This window comes from Actinomycetospora corticicola, assembly GCF_013409505.1.
Taxonomy (GTDB): domain Bacteria; phylum Actinomycetota; class Actinomycetes; order Mycobacteriales; family Pseudonocardiaceae; genus Actinomycetospora; species Actinomycetospora corticicola.
Window position 1 is genome coordinate 3,748,662 of record NZ_JACCBN010000001.1, and the last position, 16,215, is coordinate 3,764,876.

Annotated in this window: 15 protein-coding genes and 1 pseudogene; 7 read left to right on the top strand and 9 right to left on the bottom strand. The window is 71.6% G+C overall.

Annotation, left to right across the window (positions count from 1 at the left end):
- Window positions 1-323 precede the first annotated feature (323 nt).
- Genes BJ983_RS18215 through BJ983_RS18225 form a run of 3 tightly spaced genes read right to left on the bottom strand, consistent with a single transcriptional unit; the run spans window position 324 to window position 2,874 of the window.
- Window positions 324-1,082: an HpcH/HpaI aldolase family protein gene (locus tag BJ983_RS18215; protein WP_179795098.1), complete on the bottom strand. Its 759-nt coding sequence runs from the start codon at window positions 1,080-1,082 to the stop codon at window positions 324-326.
- Window positions 1,079-1,978 (bottom strand): cupin domain-containing protein, encoded by a 900-nt coding sequence (locus BJ983_RS18220; RefSeq protein WP_179795099.1) that lies wholly within the window; start codon window positions 1,976-1,978, stop codon window positions 1,079-1,081. The genes BJ983_RS18215 and BJ983_RS18220 overlap by 4 nt, the downstream gene beginning before the upstream one ends.
- Before the next feature lie 11 nt (window positions 1,979-1,989).
- A complete protein-coding gene (locus tag BJ983_RS18225; protein ID WP_179795101.1) occupies window positions 1,990-2,874 on the bottom strand; it encodes a DUF6282 family protein in 885 nt (294 codons plus the stop codon).
- 203 nt (window positions 2,875-3,077) lie between these two features.
- On the opposite strand from BJ983_RS18225, the gene BJ983_RS18230 reads away from it, so the two are divergent.
- The 4 genes from BJ983_RS18230 to BJ983_RS18245 all read left to right on the top strand — a co-directional run bounded on the left by BJ983_RS18230 (window position 3,078) and on the right by BJ983_RS18245 (window position 6,985).
- Complete coding sequence (locus BJ983_RS18230) at window positions 3,078-3,827, top strand: IclR family transcriptional regulator (RefSeq protein WP_343054242.1); 750 nt, start codon at window positions 3,078-3,080, stop codon at window positions 3,825-3,827.
- 94 nt (window positions 3,828-3,921) lie between these two features.
- Complete coding sequence (locus BJ983_RS18235; RefSeq protein ID WP_179795104.1) at window positions 3,922-5,310, top strand: MFS transporter; 1,389 nt, start codon at window positions 3,922-3,924, stop codon at window positions 5,308-5,310.
- The gene (kce, locus tag BJ983_RS18240; protein WP_179795105.1) at window positions 5,307-6,227 is read left to right on the top strand and encodes a 3,5-dioxohexanoate:acetyl-CoA acetone transferase; all 921 of its coding nucleotides are present in this window, start codon (window positions 5,307-5,309) and stop codon (window positions 6,225-6,227) included. The genes BJ983_RS18235 and kce overlap by 4 nt, the downstream gene beginning before the upstream one ends.
- 11 nt (window positions 6,228-6,238) lie before the next feature.
- Complete coding sequence (locus BJ983_RS18245) at window positions 6,239-6,985, top strand: SDR family NAD(P)-dependent oxidoreductase (protein ID WP_218890337.1); 747 nt, start codon at window positions 6,239-6,241, stop codon at window positions 6,983-6,985.
- Between the two features lie 515 nt (window positions 6,986-7,500).
- Here the strand turns inward: BJ983_RS18245 and BJ983_RS18250 are convergent.
- Window positions 7,501-8,604, bottom strand: a complete 1,104-nt coding sequence (locus BJ983_RS18250; RefSeq protein ID WP_179795108.1) for a helix-turn-helix transcriptional regulator — start codon at window positions 8,602-8,604, stop codon at window positions 7,501-7,503.
- A 62-nt stretch (window positions 8,605-8,666) separates the two neighbouring features.
- Here BJ983_RS18250 and BJ983_RS18255 point away from each other — a divergent pair, with 62 nt between their 5' ends.
- On the top strand, window positions 8,667-9,134 hold the full coding sequence (locus BJ983_RS18255) for a VOC family protein (RefSeq protein ID WP_179795110.1): 468 nt from the start codon (window positions 8,667-8,669) through the stop codon (window positions 9,132-9,134).
- Window positions 9,135-9,713: 579 nt separating this feature from the next.
- On the opposite strand, the gene BJ983_RS18265 is transcribed toward BJ983_RS18255, so the two are convergent.
- The gene (locus tag BJ983_RS18265; protein ID WP_179795113.1) at window positions 9,714-10,136 is read right to left on the bottom strand and encodes a MarR family transcriptional regulator; all 423 of its coding nucleotides are present in this window, start codon (window positions 10,134-10,136) and stop codon (window positions 9,714-9,716) included.
- Between the two features lie 48 nt (window positions 10,137-10,184).
- Between BJ983_RS18265 and BJ983_RS18270 the strand changes: the two genes are divergently transcribed.
- Window positions 10,185-11,492, top strand: a complete 1,308-nt coding sequence (locus tag BJ983_RS18270; protein WP_179795114.1) for an FAD-dependent oxidoreductase — start codon at window positions 10,185-10,187, stop codon at window positions 11,490-11,492.
- A complete protein-coding gene (locus BJ983_RS18275; protein WP_179795116.1) occupies window positions 11,489-12,139 on the top strand; it encodes an SDR family NAD(P)-dependent oxidoreductase in 651 nt (216 codons plus the stop codon). Before BJ983_RS18270 ends, BJ983_RS18275 begins: the two co-directional genes overlap by 4 nt.
- Before the next feature lie 308 nt (window positions 12,140-12,447).
- Here the strand turns inward: BJ983_RS18275 and BJ983_RS18280 are convergent, their stop codons facing one another.
- From BJ983_RS18280 to BJ983_RS18295, 4 genes and pseudogenes are all read right to left on the bottom strand, one after another.
- Window positions 12,448-13,239 (bottom strand): alpha/beta fold hydrolase, encoded by a 792-nt coding sequence (locus BJ983_RS18280; RefSeq protein ID WP_218890339.1) that lies wholly within the window; start codon window positions 13,237-13,239, stop codon window positions 12,448-12,450.
- Window positions 13,240-13,450: 211 nt separating this feature from the next.
- Complete coding sequence (locus BJ983_RS18285; protein WP_179795118.1) at window positions 13,451-13,861, bottom strand: ester cyclase; 411 nt, start codon at window positions 13,859-13,861, stop codon at window positions 13,451-13,453.
- 158 nt (window positions 13,862-14,019) lie between these two features.
- Window positions 14,020-14,199, bottom strand: a pseudogene (locus tag BJ983_RS30225) (alcohol dehydrogenase catalytic domain-containing protein); the annotation flags it as partial.
- A 443-nt stretch (window positions 14,200-14,642) separates the two neighbouring features.
- Window positions 14,643-16,208, bottom strand: a complete 1,566-nt coding sequence (locus tag BJ983_RS18295; protein WP_246325613.1) for a long-chain-fatty-acid--CoA ligase — start codon at window positions 16,206-16,208, stop codon at window positions 14,643-14,645.
- Between the last annotated feature and the right edge of the window lie 7 nt (window positions 16,209-16,215).

Below are 16,215 nucleotides of genomic sequence, written 5' to 3' on the forward strand. Positions count from 1 at the left end.
ACGGTGTAGTTCACGTCAGAGGACGCCATCCGCGACCGCGCGTTGCAACAGCCGCAGTTGCTACGCGTTCCAGCAAGCCCGACGGTCTGTCTTGCGCAGTGCCAGCCGCGTGAGCCGCCAAGGGGAATGAGAGGGGTTGAGTAACGGTCACGACCCGGCGGGGTGGGGAGGCCATCGACGTCCGTCCGGGCGTAGGGCGTCGCCCGACGGGTCGGCGACCGCAGTGGTCGGCTCGTCGGGCCAGTCCTGGTCCAGCTCGGCCGACTTGAGGGGTAGCCCCTGGCCTTCGGTCTCACGTGCAAGGCCCTTGCCTTCCGGCCGGGTCAGCTCGCGCGGTAGTCGGCGACGAGTTGTCGGGCGGCCAGGGCGAGCAGGGTGGTGTCGTTGGCGAGGACGACGAATGCGGCGCCCTTCGCCGCTGCGCGGGCCCCGGCTTCGGCGTCGGCGCCGAAGGCAAGGCCGCACGGCTTGCCTGCGGCTGCCGCGGCGTCGAGGACGGAGTCGACCATCTCGACGAGGGTCGGATCATTGGCCGCGAGCCCGGCGGAGAGACCCAGGTCGGCTGCGCCGACGAACACCGCGTCGACCTCGTCGAGGGCGAGGATGTCGGGCGCGGCGGCGACGGCGCGTTCGCTCTCGATCTGTGGGATCACGAGTGGGCGGAACCCGAGGTAGTCCGTGGTCGGTCGCAGGCCCCAGTTCCCGGCGCGGCTGGTGCCTCCTGCGCCGCGGTCGCCGTGCGGGGGGAAGCGGGCGGCGCGGGCGACCGCGACGGCGGCGTCGACGGAGTCCACCCGGGGCGCGAGTACTCCGTGGGCGCCTGCGTCGAGGACCCGCTGGATCGTCGCGGGTGCGTGGTCGGGTACGCGGACCAGGGGGGCGACGCCGGACGGGGCGGATACCGCGATCGACCGGTACGCCGACTCCAGGGTCAGCAGGGTGTGCTCGAGGTCGATGATCACGAAGTCGAAGCCGGCGAAGGCAGCGATCTGGGCCGGTTCGACGGCGGGCATCTTCAGCCAGGTCCCGACGGGCGCCGTGCTCGGGGCCTCCTGTCCGGGCAGGGTCAGCAGGGTGCTCATGGCGTCGGGTACTCCTCGGCGTTGAGCACCCAGCCGGGGCGGGAGGAGAAGTCCGCCCGCGGGCCGGCGAAGATGTCGATCAACTGGTTCCGCCCTGCCCCGACGGCCTCGGTGGTGTGGACCGTCGGTGGTGGGATGACGGTGATCGAGGGGCTCCCGACGGTCACGTGGTCGTCGTCGCGCCAGCGCGAGGAATCGGTGCCCCAGGGCGTGCGGATGTGATGGGTGAATTCGCCTTCGACCGCGAGTGAGAGCTGCTCGAAGTCGTCGTGGTGGTGCGGTGAGAGCTTCGTGCGGTCCCGCGGCCCGTCGTGGTGGTCGAGGAAGTTCACCATGAATGAGCGGGACCGGAAAATACGTCCGAAGCGTCCGGGTTCGGTCGGGATCTCGGCGAGCGGGTAGACGCGGAGCTTCTCCCCGCCGGGCGGCGCCGGCCATGGCTCGAGCGGCGCCACGTTCGCGTGCGGGGTGTCGTAGCTCGCGGCGTTCCGGGCGCGTGTGGCCCACGTCGTGCCGCTCTCGACGAGGCGCACGAGGTCGCCCGCGCCGAGGGCGGTGATCTCGCAGTGACCGGGCGGGATGATGACGACGCCGCGACCGCGCAGGGTGTCCTCGCCGCCGGCGGTCACGAAGTGGGCGGCGGAGTCGTCGTGGGCGAGGATCACCACCTGCTCGGTGTCCAGGTCGGTCGGCTCGAGGGTCTCCCCCGCGACCGGGCGGGTGTGGGCGAGCACGGCGTTCTGCGAGCGGGCGATCCAGGTGCGGCCACCCGCCGGGGAGACCTCGTCGGGCGCGGAGCGGGAGAAGTCGAGGTACTCCGGGTCGGCGGCGACGTCGGCGGGACGCGCCGTCGCGGTGGCCGCCAGGGCGGCGCGGGGGTCGGTGGGGTCGTACACGGCGGGTCTCCTCAGTCCAGGCCGAGCAGGAAGCTCGGGTTGTCGCGCACCATCAGGCGCAGGTCCTTCTCGGCGAGGCCCAGGTCGAGCAGGGCGCCCGCGACGCGCAGGAACCCGTCGACCGGCTTGGGGTTGTTGTGCTGGCCCATGTCCGAGGCCAGGACGGTGTGCTCGGGCCCGATCCGCTCGATCCACTCCAGCAGCGCGCGCGGTTCCCACCGCATGTTCGCCTCGGGGTCGTACATCACGGCCTCGTGCTCGATGAACGCCCCGAGGCGCGTGAATTCCAGGCACTGCTCGGGCTCGGCGCCGATGACGAAGTTCGGGTGGCTGATGATCATGCGGTCCATCCCGCGCCCGCGCCCGACCTCGAAGAGCTGGCGGATGAACTCCGGGTGCATGTGCCCCGCGGACATGAGCGCGCCGGTCTCCTGGATGACGTCGAGGATCTCGTGCACCTCGGGTCGGAGTTCACCGTCGTCGCCGGTGATGTCGATGCGCTCGACGGTCAGGGGCACGGTCGCGGTGGGGAAGTGGTCGCCCTCGGGGTGGCAGTCGATGTGCCGGCCGGAGGAGATCGTCGGGAACCAGACCACCCGCCCGCCCATGTAGAGCGACATCCGCACCGCGTGCGGGTTGAGCCCGCCCACCATGCTGTTCAGCGCGATGCCACCGAAGACCTCGGTGTCCACCTCGGCCAGCCGACCGCGCATGGCCAGCAGATCCATGACGGTGTTGTGGTGGTGGGACTTGGCGACCATCGCCCGCATCCCGAGGCGCTCGGCACCGTCACGGGCGGCCTCGACGTGGTCGAACCGACGCGGGAACGGACTGGGCCCGGAGTGGCAGTGGAGGTCCACCAACCCGTGCAGAGCCTGCGCGACAGCAGCTGACATGACGAGCTCCTTTGCTTGGTTCGCATCTCAGCGTGATAGTTCGACATGTGAACGTCAAGACCACCGAACGCCACGTGAGATGGCGTCGACAGCGGGCTTGTGTGGCATGGGTCGCACGTTCTACCGTCCAGACGTTCACATGACGGACCAGGAGTTCAGAAGGGAGGTGGTCAGCGGTGGCGGCTTCCGATATGACTGATCCCGTGCAGGAGCCGGCGGAGATCCAGTCGGTGAGTCGTGCCGCGCAGGTGCTGGGCCTCTTCGGGCCGCTCACCCCGGAGATCACCGCCGCCGAGGCCGCCGAGCGGCTCGGCCTCAACCGCACCACCGCCTACCGGTACTGCACCTCGCTGGTGGCGGCGGGCCTGCTCGAGCGCGGCGTCGAGGCCGGGTCCTTCGTGCCGGGGGCCCTGCTGTTGCAGGTCGGGGCGTTCGCGCTGGGGCGCCGCAAGGTCGTCGACCTCGCCCCGCCCTTCCTGCGTGGGCTCTCCTCCCGCACGAACCTCACCGCGGTCCTGAGCCTGTGGGGCTCCTCCGGTGCCGTGGTCACGCGCGTCGAGGAGGACAGCACCAGGGCGGCCCTGGTGACCGTGCGGGTGGGCACGCAGCTCTCGTTCGACAGCGCCCAGGCGAAGGTCTTCCTCGCCTACCACCACGATCAGCTCTCGGTCACCCGGCTCATGACCAACGTGCCGGAGACCCAGCGCCGCGAGCTCGAGCGGGTGCTCGAGCGCGTCCGCGTCCGCGGCTTCGCCGCCAACGAGGACCTCGACGGCATCGTCGCGGTCGGCGCCCCGGTGTTCGACGAGCACGGGGTCTGCGCCGCCGTCGCCGCCGTGGGGACGGAACGCTCGGCCTCCACCGCCGAGGACTCCTCCACCGTGCGCTCGGTCCTCGAGACCGCGCGCGCCCTGTCCAAGGAACTCGGCGCCGAGTACCCGGCGACCGACTGACCCCCTCCCGGCGCTCCCACGACCCGCCACCGCGGTGTCGTGTCGGCGGCGCGCGCCCGATCACCGACGATCGACCCGAAAGCCGAGGACGACCATGTCCGACTCCCCACCCGTCACCGACGGCCTCGACCACACCGCTCGACCTGCCGGCACCGACGGCGACGCCGCGAAGGCGCGCACCGCCGTCCGCGCCGGCGTACTCGCCTACTTCGTCGACCAGTTCGACATCTATCTGCCGATCGTCGTGCTGGCCCCGGCCACGGCCTACTTCCAGTCCGCCTCGCTCGACGCGGGCACCTCGGCGATCCTGACCGCGCTCGTGTTCGCGTCCACCCTGATCGCCCGACCGGTCGGCGCCGCGATCTTCGGGCACTTCGCGGACACGACCTCCCGCAAGCGGACCACGTTGATCGCGGTCGCCGGGTTTGGCGTGACCACGCTGCTCATCGCCTGCCTACCCGGCTACTCGACGATCGGGCTCTGGTCGGTCGGCCTGCTGATCGCCCTGCGCTTCGTCGACGGCATCTTCCTCGGCGGGGAGTACACGACGGCGGTCCCGCTCGCGATGGAGTGGAGCCCGAAACGCCGACGCGGCCTCAACGGCGGGCTGATCACCTGCACCTCGCCGGGCGCCTACGCCGTGATTGCGACGGTCACCCTGCTGCTGCTCGAGGTCATCCCGTCCGCGGGACCGGACTCGGCCTACAGCCAGTGGGGCTGGCGCATCCCGTTCGTGGTCGGCGCCCTGCTCGCCGTCGTGCTCTACCGGCAGTACTCCCGCGAGGTCGAGGAACCCCCCACCGAGCGGACCGCCGAGGGAGCCCGATCCCCACTCGCCGAACTCGTCACCGGCCCGCACCGCCGGGCGCTCGCCCAGGTCTTCGTCCTCATGAGCGGGGTGTGGCTGGCGAACAACATGACCAGCGCCGTCATGCCGGGCCTGCTCAAGTCCGACCTCGGGTTCTCCAGCACCCAGGTCTCGATCGCGATGGCCGTGACGATGGCGATCACCGCAGCCAGCTTCCCGCTGTTCGGGGTGCTCTCCCAGCGCATCGGCCGCCGCCGCTTCTACCTGGGCTTCGCCGTCGCCATGATCGTGATCGGCGGCGGTGCGTACGCGGCGCTGGTGACCACGCGACCCACCTTCGGGCTCGCGCTCGTGCTCACCACGCTGATCGGCATCTTCACCCTCGGCACCTTCGGCCCGATCGCCGCCTACCTCACCGAACGCTTCCCGTCCACGATCCGGGCGAGCGGCTACGGCGTGGGCTACAGCCTGGCACTGATCATCCCCGCCTTCTACGCCTTCTACCTCAGCGGCCTGTCCGCCGTGTTGCCCGGCGCCCTCGGCGCGGTCGCGCTCCTCGTCGTGGCCGGGGTCCTGGTGGGAGTGGGTGGCCTGCTGGGCCCGGAGACCCGCGACGTCGACATGCGCGACGCCGAGCACCGCACCGCCACGCCCGCCGCCGAGGTGCTCCGATGAGCCGCAAGACGATCATCAGCTGCGCGGTGACCGGGTCGATCCACATCCCGTCGATGTCCGACGCCCTGCCCGTCACCCCGGAGGAGATCGCCCGCCAATCGGTGGACGCCGCCCGCGCCGGCGCGGCGATCCTGCACCTGCACGCCCGCGACCCCCGCACCGGCCGACCCAGCCCCGACCCCGAGGTCTTCGCGAAGTTCCTCCCCACCATCACCGCCGAGACCGACGCCGTCATCAACATCTCCACCGGCGGCAGCGCCGACATGGCCGTCGCCGACCGGCTCGCCGCCGCGAAGGCCCACGCCCCCGAGCTCGCCTCGCTCAACATGGGCTCGATGAACTTCGTGTTCGCCGGCGCCGCGGATCGGGTCCAGACGTGGAAGCACGACTGGGAGGAGCCCTACGTCCGCGGCTCGAGCAACCGCATCTTCGCCAACACCTTCGACCAGATCGAACGCACCCTGCGCGAGCTCGGCGACGGCCTCGGCGTCCGCTTCGAGTTCGAGTGCTACGACGTCGGCCACCTCTACACGCTGGCCCACTTCCTCGACCGCGGACTCGTGCGCCCCCCGCTGCTCGTCCAGACGATCTTCGGTGTCCTCGGCGGGATCGGCGCCGACCTCGACAACTTCCGCCACATGGCCACGATCGCCGACCGGCTCTTCGGCGACGCCCACCAGCTCTCCTGCTTCGCCGCCGGGAAGCACCAGATGAGCTTCATGACCGCAGCCGGGCTCGCCGGCGGGCACGTCCGCGTCGGCCTCGAGGACAGCCTCTACCTCGAACGCGGCCGCCCCGCGGCCAGCAACGCCGAACAGGTCGACAAGGCCGTGCGCATCCTGCGCGAACTCGGGCGGGAGATCGCCACCCCCAACGAGGCCCGGGCGCTGCTCGCGCTGCGCGGCCGCAACCGATGACAGGAGAACACATGCTGCTCGAGGGCAAGGTCGTGCTGGTGGTCGGCGCCAGCACCGGGATCGGCGCCGACGCCGCCCGGCTCTTCGCCGAGGAAGGCGCCGCGGTCATGCTCGCCGCACGCACCGAGAAGACACTCGCCGATCTCACCGACGAACTCAACGCCGCCGGGCACCAGGTCGGCCACATCGCCACCGACGTCGCGGTCGCCGCCGACGTGGCCCGGGCGATTGACACGACACTCGCCCGCTTCGGCCGCCTCGACGGGGCCTTCAACAACGCCGGAATGAACCAGCAAGGGCGCCTCGACGAGGTCCCCGAAGCCGACTTCGACCGGCTGATGGCCGTCAACGTCAAAGGCACCTGGCTGTGCCTGCGCGAAGAGATCCGCGCGATGCGCCAACACGGCGGATCGATCGTGAACACCTCGAGCATCGGCGGCTACCGCGGCAACACCGGCCTCGGCGCCTACCAGGCCAGCAAACACGCCGTCATCGGACTGACCCGCACCGCCGCCCACGACAACGGCCCACTGGGCATCCGCGTCAACGCCGTCGCACCAGGACCCACCGAGACCCCCATGCTCACCGCCTGGCGGGAGAACGACCCCGACGGCGTCGCCCGCCGACTCGCCGCCGTCCCCCTACGCAAAGCAGGAACCACCACCGAGGTCGCCGACGCCGCCGCCTGGCTACTCAGCGACCGCGCCAGCCAGATCTCCGGCGTCGTCCTCCCCGTCGACGGCGGCATGACCGCCTGACGGGCCCGCTATTCCCAGCGCGTCGAGGTCGGGCGCGAGCGACACGGTCTGGCCCCGCGAGTGCTCGGGTGCGGCGGACGCCGGGGCCGGCGGGTCGACGAAGGGCTGCTAGGCCGCGAGGACCGACTCTTCATCCGGTCGGCTCTGACCTCGGGTCAGGGGATTCGAGTTATGGCGAAGGCTCGACCGAGCACGGTGGTGGCTCTCACGGGCGACGGGTCTCGGCAACTCGAGCGAGAGGGCGGGGCGGACCCTCCGCGCCGTCGTGGGCGTGTCCGGTCGCGCGCGTGAAGGTCACGCGACGTTCTCCAGGACTCCCCGCCGGAATTCGACGACGTGTCGGGGAGGAAGCCCGACCCGGCAGATGTCCCCCGTCTCCCGCTGCGGCGTGATCCGTCCGCCGGCCGTGGGAGCCCGACTGCGCGCCGGCCCGGCTCCGAGACGAAAGCCGGACCTATGGCCGTCGAGGTCAGGAGGTCCAGCTCGAGTTGTAGCTGCCGTGATGCTTCTCGAAGTCAGCTTGGCGTCCTCGATGATGGCGTGGCGGTTGAGCCTGGAGCGCGGCTCGAAGGGGTGCGAGTCGCACCCGGGTCACCTGACCATGCGGTGATCGCGGCGTCGTCCGACGCCGCCGCAGCGACTTCAGCTGTGCGGCTCGCCAGGCCGGCCGCGAGGTCGCGCAGCGCCTCGGGGTACTCGACCACGAATGGGCGGTCCATCGCGACCAGGGTGCCCACGACCCACTCGAGGCGGTCGGCCCGCAGGAACACCCGTAACCAGCCCGACTCTCCGCCGGCGGCGTCGACCGGGGTTGCCGACGCCATCGTCTCGGGCAGCCACGATCGCACGTGGGCCGGTTCGGCGTGGACGCGCAGTGCGACCTCGTGCAGCTGCGGCGCCGGGGCGAAGGGGCCGAGGACGTGGTGGACCGGGTCGGTGTCGACCGGTGCCGACACCGTGCCCTCGAGCGTCCGCACGCCGGCGATGCGGTCGAGGCGGAAGGTGCGGACCGCCTGTCGGGTGACGTCGAATCCGCTGAGGTAGAGCCGGCCCTGGTGCGCGACGATGCCGTACGGCTCGACGTGACGCTGGGTCGCTGCCGCGCGGCGCGCGGTGTAACCGAAGCTGACCGGGCGCAGGTCACGAGCCGCTTCAGCCAGGGCGAGCAGCACGGTCGCGCGTGCCGACCCGTCCTGCTCCTCGTACCGGTCGCGGTCCGGCGCCGGGGTGAAGCTGACGGTGTCGAGGACCGCGTCGATGCGCCGTGCGAGTCCCGCCGGCAGGACCCGCCGCACCTTGGCCGAGGCGCTCTGCACGGCCAGCTCCGATGTCGGTCCCACCGTGTCGCGGCGGTCGGCCAGCAGAGCCCACACGACGGCCAGCGCCTCTTCGTCGGTGAACATGAGCGGGGGTAGCCGCGAGTGACGGGCGAGCCGGTAGCCGCCGTAGCGTCCCCGCACCGTCTCCACTGCGATGTCGAGCTCGCGCAGGTGCTGCACGTACCGGCGCGCGGTGCGCTCGTCGACGACGACCCGGCGGGCGAGCTCGGCCACGGTATGGGTGCCGCCCGCCTGGAGGATCTCGAGCATCGCCAGGACCCGGCCGACCGGTCTCACCATGCTGCAAGTATCGCGCCGATACCGGGCCGATCCTGACCGGTATCCGACCTAGCGTGCGCTCCATGACCGACACCCAGACCGCCCCCGCCAACACCGTCCAGCTCGCCTCCGTCCGATTGCTCACCGAGGACGTCGAGGCTCTCGTGCGCTTCTACGAGGCCATCACCGGCGTCACCGCCCGATGGCTGACCGACGACTTCGCCGAGATGGTGACGCCGTCGGCCACCTTCGCGGTCAGCCACGTCGACCGGGTCGCGTTCGTCGAGGGAACCCCTCCGCGGGCCGCCGCCAACGACAGCGCGATCACCGAGTTCCTGGTCGACGACGTCGACCTCCTGTTCCAGGAACTGCTCGCCGAGCTCGGCGACGCGCTGCGGGTCGTGCAACCCGTGACCCTGATGCCGTGGGGGAACCGGTCGCTGCTGCTCCGCGACCCCGACGGGTCCCTGATCAACCTCTACACCCCGGTGACCGAACAGGGACTCGACCTTCAGCGTCATCGGCAACCGCAGCTGCACCCCGAGAAGTGACACGCCGGAGCGCCGTCGGTGAAGCGCCCCGGGTCTGGTGGCGGCTCTGAAGCCCCGGGAGGGGGTGGAGCGTGCCAGCACCGAAGAAGTACCCCGAAGAGATGCGGGAGCGCTCGGTCCGGTTGGTCCTGGATCTGGTCGAGGGCGAGGAGCAGGCCAGCGTCACCGGAGCGTGTAGCCGGGTCGGGCAGCAGCTCGGAGTCAACCGCGACACGTTGCGTGGCTGGGTCAAGCAGGCCCAGATCGACGCCGGGTCGCAGCAAGCCACCCAAAGAGCACACGCTCTCGGGAGAACCCAGCCTCCACTCAACCCGGGGCCGCTTCAGAGCTCCTGCACCGAGCAGGGCTGGCGTGCGAGCAGCTCGAAGATCGCGCGACGGCTGGGGTCACTCAACAGACCCAGTCCGCCATCTTCGTTCGTCGACACGAAGGGCCAGTCGACACGAACGGTCAGTCGATACGAACTGTGTCGAGGAATGTTTGCCCCCGCGGGGGGAGCCCGACCCGTGTTGCCCGCCTGTGGCCGTGAGCTCGGCCGTCGCACGGCTCGCGCGGGCTACTGCTCCAATGAAATCAGCCTTATGCTTCTAGTGTCCGACGCACCTGATCGAGGATCTCCTCGAGCATCGCGGCCTGCGCGAAGGTGAGGCCGAGCGCGGCCGGTGCGTTGAAGTCGCGCACGGCGGGCCGGGTCCGTTCGAGGACCTCCCGCCCGTGCGCGGACAGGGCCAGGCCGACTCGCCGTCCGCGGCCGCCTGGTCCCTGCCGCTCGATCAGGCCACGGTCGAGCATGTCCCCGACCAGCACGCCCATGGACTGCGGTCGGACCAGCACCTCGCGGGCGAGCTGCGCCTGGCTCATCCCCTCGCCCCGGTCGAGAGCGCGCAGGACGCCGAACTGCGTCGGTGTGAGGTCCATCGCGGCGAACAGTTCAGCGAAGCGCAGGCCCACGACGTGCGCGGTCCGCACCAGGTTCCACACGGGCAGCGCATCGTCGGACACCCACGTATGGTATCAGCTGACTGATATTCGCGATCGGGAGGTACGACCATGCGGGTGACCGTGATCGGCGCCGGGATCGGGGGCCTGGCCCTCGCGCAGGCCCTGCGCCGGGCCGACATCGACGTCGTGGTGCACGACCGGGACGCCCACGTGGGCGCCACCGGCGGGTACCGCCTGGCCCTCGACCGGCCGGCCTGCGAGACCCTGTGCGAAGCGCTGGGCCCGGAGCACTACCAGGCCCTCCTGGGCAGCTCGGCGCCACCGTCGGCGTCCCGGGTCCTCACCCTCGCCGACCACCGGCTGCGCGTCCTGGCCGAGCAGACCTTCGACCCCGCCGACGAGGCCCTGTTCATCGGCCGGGTTCCGCTGCGGGCGCTGCTGGCCGAGGGGCTCGGGGAGCGTCTGCGCTTCGGCAGCAGCTACCGAGACCACGAGGTCCGTCCCGACGGCCGGGTCGTCACCTACTTCGAAGACGGGGACAGCGAGGTCTCCGACGTCCTCGTCGGCGCCGACGGCGTCCGGTCCCGGGTCACCGCGAACCTCGCCGGCCGACCCACCTCCACCCCCTGCGACTACGGCTGTATCGCCGCGCGCATTCCGCTCACCGCAGCCGTCCGCCGGCGGCTGCCCGCGCTCCTCGCGGGCGGCCCCGGCCTCGCCCAGGGGCCCGGCGGGCTCGGCCTGTTCCTCACCGCCCACGACCCCGCCGCCGGGGCCACCGTCGACCCGGCCACCTGCCGCGAGGTCGCGGCCATCACCGAGCCACCGGCCCTGGTCTGGGGACTCATCGGGCCCGAGGCACTGCTGCGACCCACGCGATCCTCTGGCCCGCCGCTCGCGGCGCAAGACCCGGTCGCCCACTCCCTCATCGTTCTGCGCGGCTGGGCGCCCGACCTGCGGGACCTCCTGACCGCCACCGACCCCACGAGCGCGGCGTACTTCGGCTACCACACCTGCGACCCCGACAGCGACCTCACGCCGTGGCCGGCGGGCGCGGTCACCGCGCTCGGCGACGCCGTCCACGCCATGCCGCCCACCGGCGGCGGATCAGCCGCCACCGCCGTCCGCGACGCCGGACACCTCGCCACCGAACTCGTCGCCGCCCGCGACGGGACGACCACGATCCCGCTCGCCACCCTGCGCTTCCAACAGACGATGACCGGCTACGCCCCGTCCCGGGTGCGCGACGCCCTCGGGCTCCTGCACTCGATGCAACGACTGTCCCACCCGCTCGCCAGCGGGGCCGCCCGCATCGGGTTCCCGACCCTCGCCGCGTGGCACCGGGTCCGCACCAGCCTCACCGGCACCGGTCGCACCTCCGCCGCCGTGGCCGGACCCTCGCAGGTGGTCTCGTGAGCACCGGCCTCGCCGTCGTCGTCCTCGGCGCCGCCGGCGGCATCGGGCGCCACGTCGTCACCGAGGCGCTGCGCGCCGGTCACCGCGTCACCGCCACCGCCCGCCACCCCGACCGGCTCCCCAACCCGGACCTGCCCGCCGAGCAAACCGCCCGCCTCACCGTCACCCGGGCCGACGTGCGGGACACCGCGAGCCTCGAGACCGCGATGGCGGGACACGACGTCGTCGTCTCCGCGGTCGGTCCGCCCGGGCGTCACGCGCGCGGGCTCTACTCCGACGGGGCACGAGCCACCGTCGCGGCCATGGACCGCTGTGGGGTCGACCGCTTCCTCGGCGTCACCTCAGCCGGCGTCCGCTACGACGACCCCGAACTCGCCCCCTGGTACCGGCTGCTCGTCCGCCCGCTGCTGCGCGAGCTGTACGCCGACATGATCGCCATGGAGGACCTCATCACCGCCTCCGACCTCGACTGGACCCTCGTCCGGCCCGTCCTGCTCCTCGACCGCGACCCCACCGACCTCTACCGCGTCGCCGACGCCGCGACCCCACCCCGCGGCCGCTCGGTCACCCGCGCCGACGTCGCCCGCTTCATCGTCGCCGAACTGCACGAACGTCGATGGACGCGCCGCCATCCGACCATCGCATAGAGAGCCGCCCGGGTCGGGGCCTGACGACCGCTGAGCGCTCGAACACGGCCGGCGTCCGTCGAGCGTGGTTCAGCCTCGTCGCGATTTCAGCACGAACCGGACGCGCGAGGAGCGGCGAGGCTCACCGCCTGCCTACGCGCGTTATGTCAGTCAAGAGGACGGCCCCCGTTGGTTCAGCCCGGCGTTCCAAAGCCATCGATCGGTCGAACGGCGAGATCACCCGCACATTCGCGGCGAAATCTGCCCCCGCAACGCCCACAGGGTCACCGCACGATCTCGTACGGATCGTCGACGAGGTTCGTCATCCTTCACTTGGTGTTGTCGAGGATCAGCCGGGTCGCTTCGCGCGGGGCGTCCCATTGGGGGAAGTGGCCGCACCGCTCGAACCAGTGCAGCTTCGCGTCGGGGAAGAGCGCCGTGGCCCGTGCGGCCTGTCCCGGGACGGTCACCAGGTCACGACGACCCCAGCCGATCGTGACCCGGCCGGGCACGGTGCCGGCCGGGGCTCCCTCTTGTTTGGGGCCCTTGGTCAGGGCGTCCATGGCAGCGCCGGTCGAGGGGGAGTCGGCCAGCCCGCGCACGTCCGGCAGCACGGTTTCGCGCGAGAGCGCCCAGGGCCGCGCCGAGAACTGCGCCAGCAGCAAGGTCCTTCCCACCGCGCTGTCGAGCAGCGCCGGCAGCCCGCGTCGCAGCGCTCGGACCAGCGCGATCGACGGCCGCAGCGTGGCGCCGAAGACGGCGACCTCGCGGTCGCTCCAGAAGCCGCCCGGGTCCAACGCCACGGTGTCGCCGCCCACGCCCCGCCGTGCGAGCTCGAGCACGATGCGGCCGCCCATCGACTGGCCGGCGGTCGAGACCCCGTCCAGGCCCTGGTCGCGGATGAAGTTCTCGACGGAGTCGGTCAGGGTCGCGATCGAGATGTCGCCACTCAACGGCGGTGTCTCGCCGAAACCCGGCAGGTCGACGGCGATGACCTCACGATGTTCTGCCAGTTCATCGAGGATCGGGGACCACGAATTCCACCCGGCACCGAGACCGTGCACGAGCAACAGCGGGCTGCCGCTCCCTCGTCTGATGTGATTCAACACCGCACCTGCCACTCTCACTCCTAGGATTCTTCGAGAACGTGCGGGACCGGCGGACGGTCGATGATTTCGTGCTCCGCGGCCCGCCCGTGTGAACGATCAGCTGCTCGACCTCGCGCCGGTTGGATCCGGACTCGGGGAGCCCGTGGAGCAGCAGGACGGGTCCCCCGTCCAGCGTTCAGGTGGTGCAGCCGGATCGGCGGGCTCCTGCCCACGGTGGTGGGGGTCAGGCCTGGAGCTGGGAGAGCAGGCCCGCCATGTCGGTGGCGCCCCAGCGCTCGACGATCTGACCGTTCTCGAAGCGGCCGAGCTGCAGCCCGCGCACCTCGATCCGGCGGCCGGTGGCGGCCAGACCCTCGAACTCGCCCTGGTGGGTTCCGGTCAGGGTGTAGGCGAACGCGACCGTGTCGTCGTCGGCCACCATCCGCTGCGGGGTGATCGTGAAGTCGGGGAACGCGCCGACCAGGTAGTGGAAGAACCGGCGGTACCCCTCGCGGCCCTGCTCCTGGAACGGCGCCGGGTCGTGGTCGACCGCGTCCGGCGCGAACATGATGTCCACCCCGGCGTCGACGTCCCCGGCGTTGAGGCGCTCGGCGGCCTTCTCCTGCGTAGCGATGTTGTCGTCCCGGGTGCTCACGGGTGTCCTCCTGGATGGGGATGGATCCGGCCGCCGCACCGCAGGTGTCACCCGCGGCGCGGACCCGGTCAGGCTGCGGGCTTGAGCAGGACCTTGGTCCAGCCCTCCAGGCGGTCGTCGAAGCTCCGGTAGGCGTCGGGCGCCTCGGCCAGCGACAGCTCGTGGCTCACGATGAACCCGGCCTCCAGGCCGGTGCGGCCCTCGTACATGTGCAGGTCCGACCCGCAGATGTTGGTCGTGGTGATGCGCACGAGCACGTCGGTGGGGCGCTCGATCCCTGCATCGGGGACGTCCCGGACCGAGACCGACCTCGGACCGTCGTAGACCAACGCCTTCATGGAGCAGCTTCCCTACCTCGGGGCGGGGGCCTGCTCGACGTCCGTTGCTATGACGACGGCGTCAGGCCCCACAGGATCCGCGGGGTCTGGCGCGGGTTGAACGACGCCGACCTTGTCATCCATGTCCACGTCTGTCGACCCGAACGCACGACTCGAGCGGGCCCGGCACGCGGCCGGTGCACCCACGTGAGGGGCATGGGCCCGCTTCAGGGGACCGCGCATCCGATGTCACTCGTGGGCGCCCGAAACCGGCGGCCCGCGGCGGTCACCGGAGCAGCCTGTCAGCCGCGAGAGCCGCCGTCGTGAAGGCGCGCCGCGCCGACCGGGCAGATGCGGCGGGCATCAGGTCCTGGTCGGCCATGACCGCCATCTTCTCCGCTCGGCACCCGCTCGACCCACCCGAGCGATCGTCGCGCAGGCCCCGTGACCCTCGTAGGGCGACGTCAGCGCTGGTCGTCGCGACCGAAGCGCTCGCGCAGGGCCTTCTTGACCACCTTGCCCCCGGCATTGCGCGGCAGGGCGTCCACGTACCGGACGTGCCGGGGCCGCTTGTAGGCCGCGAGGTGCTCGCGGGCGAACGCCTCGACCTCGGCGTCGGTCGGCGCGTCATGCGGTGCGCGCGGGACGACGACCGCCAGCGGGGTCTCGCCCCACCTCGGGTCCGGGACGCCGATCAACGCCACCTCGGCGATCTTCGGGTGCGCGGCCAGCACGTTCTCCACCTCGGCGCAGTAGATGTTCTCGCCACCCGAGATGATCATGTCCTTGAGCCGGTCGACGACATACAGGTAGCCGTCCTCGTCCTCGCGCACCAGGTCGCCCGAGTGGAACCAGGCGCCGCGGAACGCCTCCGCGGTCTCGTCGGGCTTGTTCCAGTACCCGGTCATCACCATGGGGCTGCGGTACACGATCTCCCCGACCGCGCCGCGCGGGACGTCGTTCATCTCGTCGTCGACCACGCGGACCTCGACGCCGACCATGGGGGTCCCGATCGAGCCGATCTTGCGGATCGAGTCCTCCCCGCGCAGGTAGGTGGTGACCGGGCTGCACTCGGTCTGCCCGAAGGCCGTGCAGACCTCGGCCTGCGGGAAGGATTCGATCATCGTCCGCAGCAGCGTGTCCGACGCCGGCGCGGCGCCCCAGGAGATACGGCGCAGCCGGGAGAGGTCGAAGGTGGCGAGGTCGGGCAGCGCGCAGACCGCCTGCCACTGGGCCGGGACCATGAAGCACGACGTGACGCGCTCGTTCGCGAGGGTCGCGACGGTGGCGGCCGGGTCGAACCCGCCCGACGGCGGGATGACGGTCGTCCCCGCGGTGATCAATGCCGGCAGCATCCCCGAGAGCCCGGCGATGTGGAACAGCGGCGCCGCCGACATCCAGACGAGGTCGTCGCCCTCGCGCCCGAGGGTCGCCATCGAGCAGAAGGCGTGCAGGTAGAGGTTGCGGTGGGTCAGCACCGCTCCCTTCGGAGACCCCGTCGTCCCCGACGTGTACATGATGAAGGCCGCCGCCTCGTCCTCCACCGGCCGCTCGGTGGAGGTCCCGGTCGCCTCGGCGAGCACCGCGTCCAGGCCGGCCCCGAGGGTGAGCACGTCGACGACCTCGGGGGCGGCCCGGCGGGCGTCGTCGACGACCGGGACGAACGCCTCGTCGCAGAGCACGACGCGGGCCCCGCTGTCGGCCAGCACGTAGGCGACCTCGTCGGCGACCATCCGGAAGTTCACCGGCACCGCGATCGCGCCGATCCGCAGCGCCGCGAGCCAGGCCTCGACGACGTCGGTGCTGTTGAGCCCCAGCACGGCCAACCGGTCCCCGGGGGCGACACCGCGGGAGGCCAACGCGTTGCCCAGCCGCGTCACGCGGTCGTCGACCTCGCGGTAGGACCGTCGGGACCGGACGTCGACGAAAGCCGTGCGGTCGGGTTCCAGGCGCGCGTCCCGGGCGACCAGATCGCTCATCGTCATCCCGCGCCCGGTGATCGATCCGGCGGGCCCCACCGCTCCGGTCATCGGACTC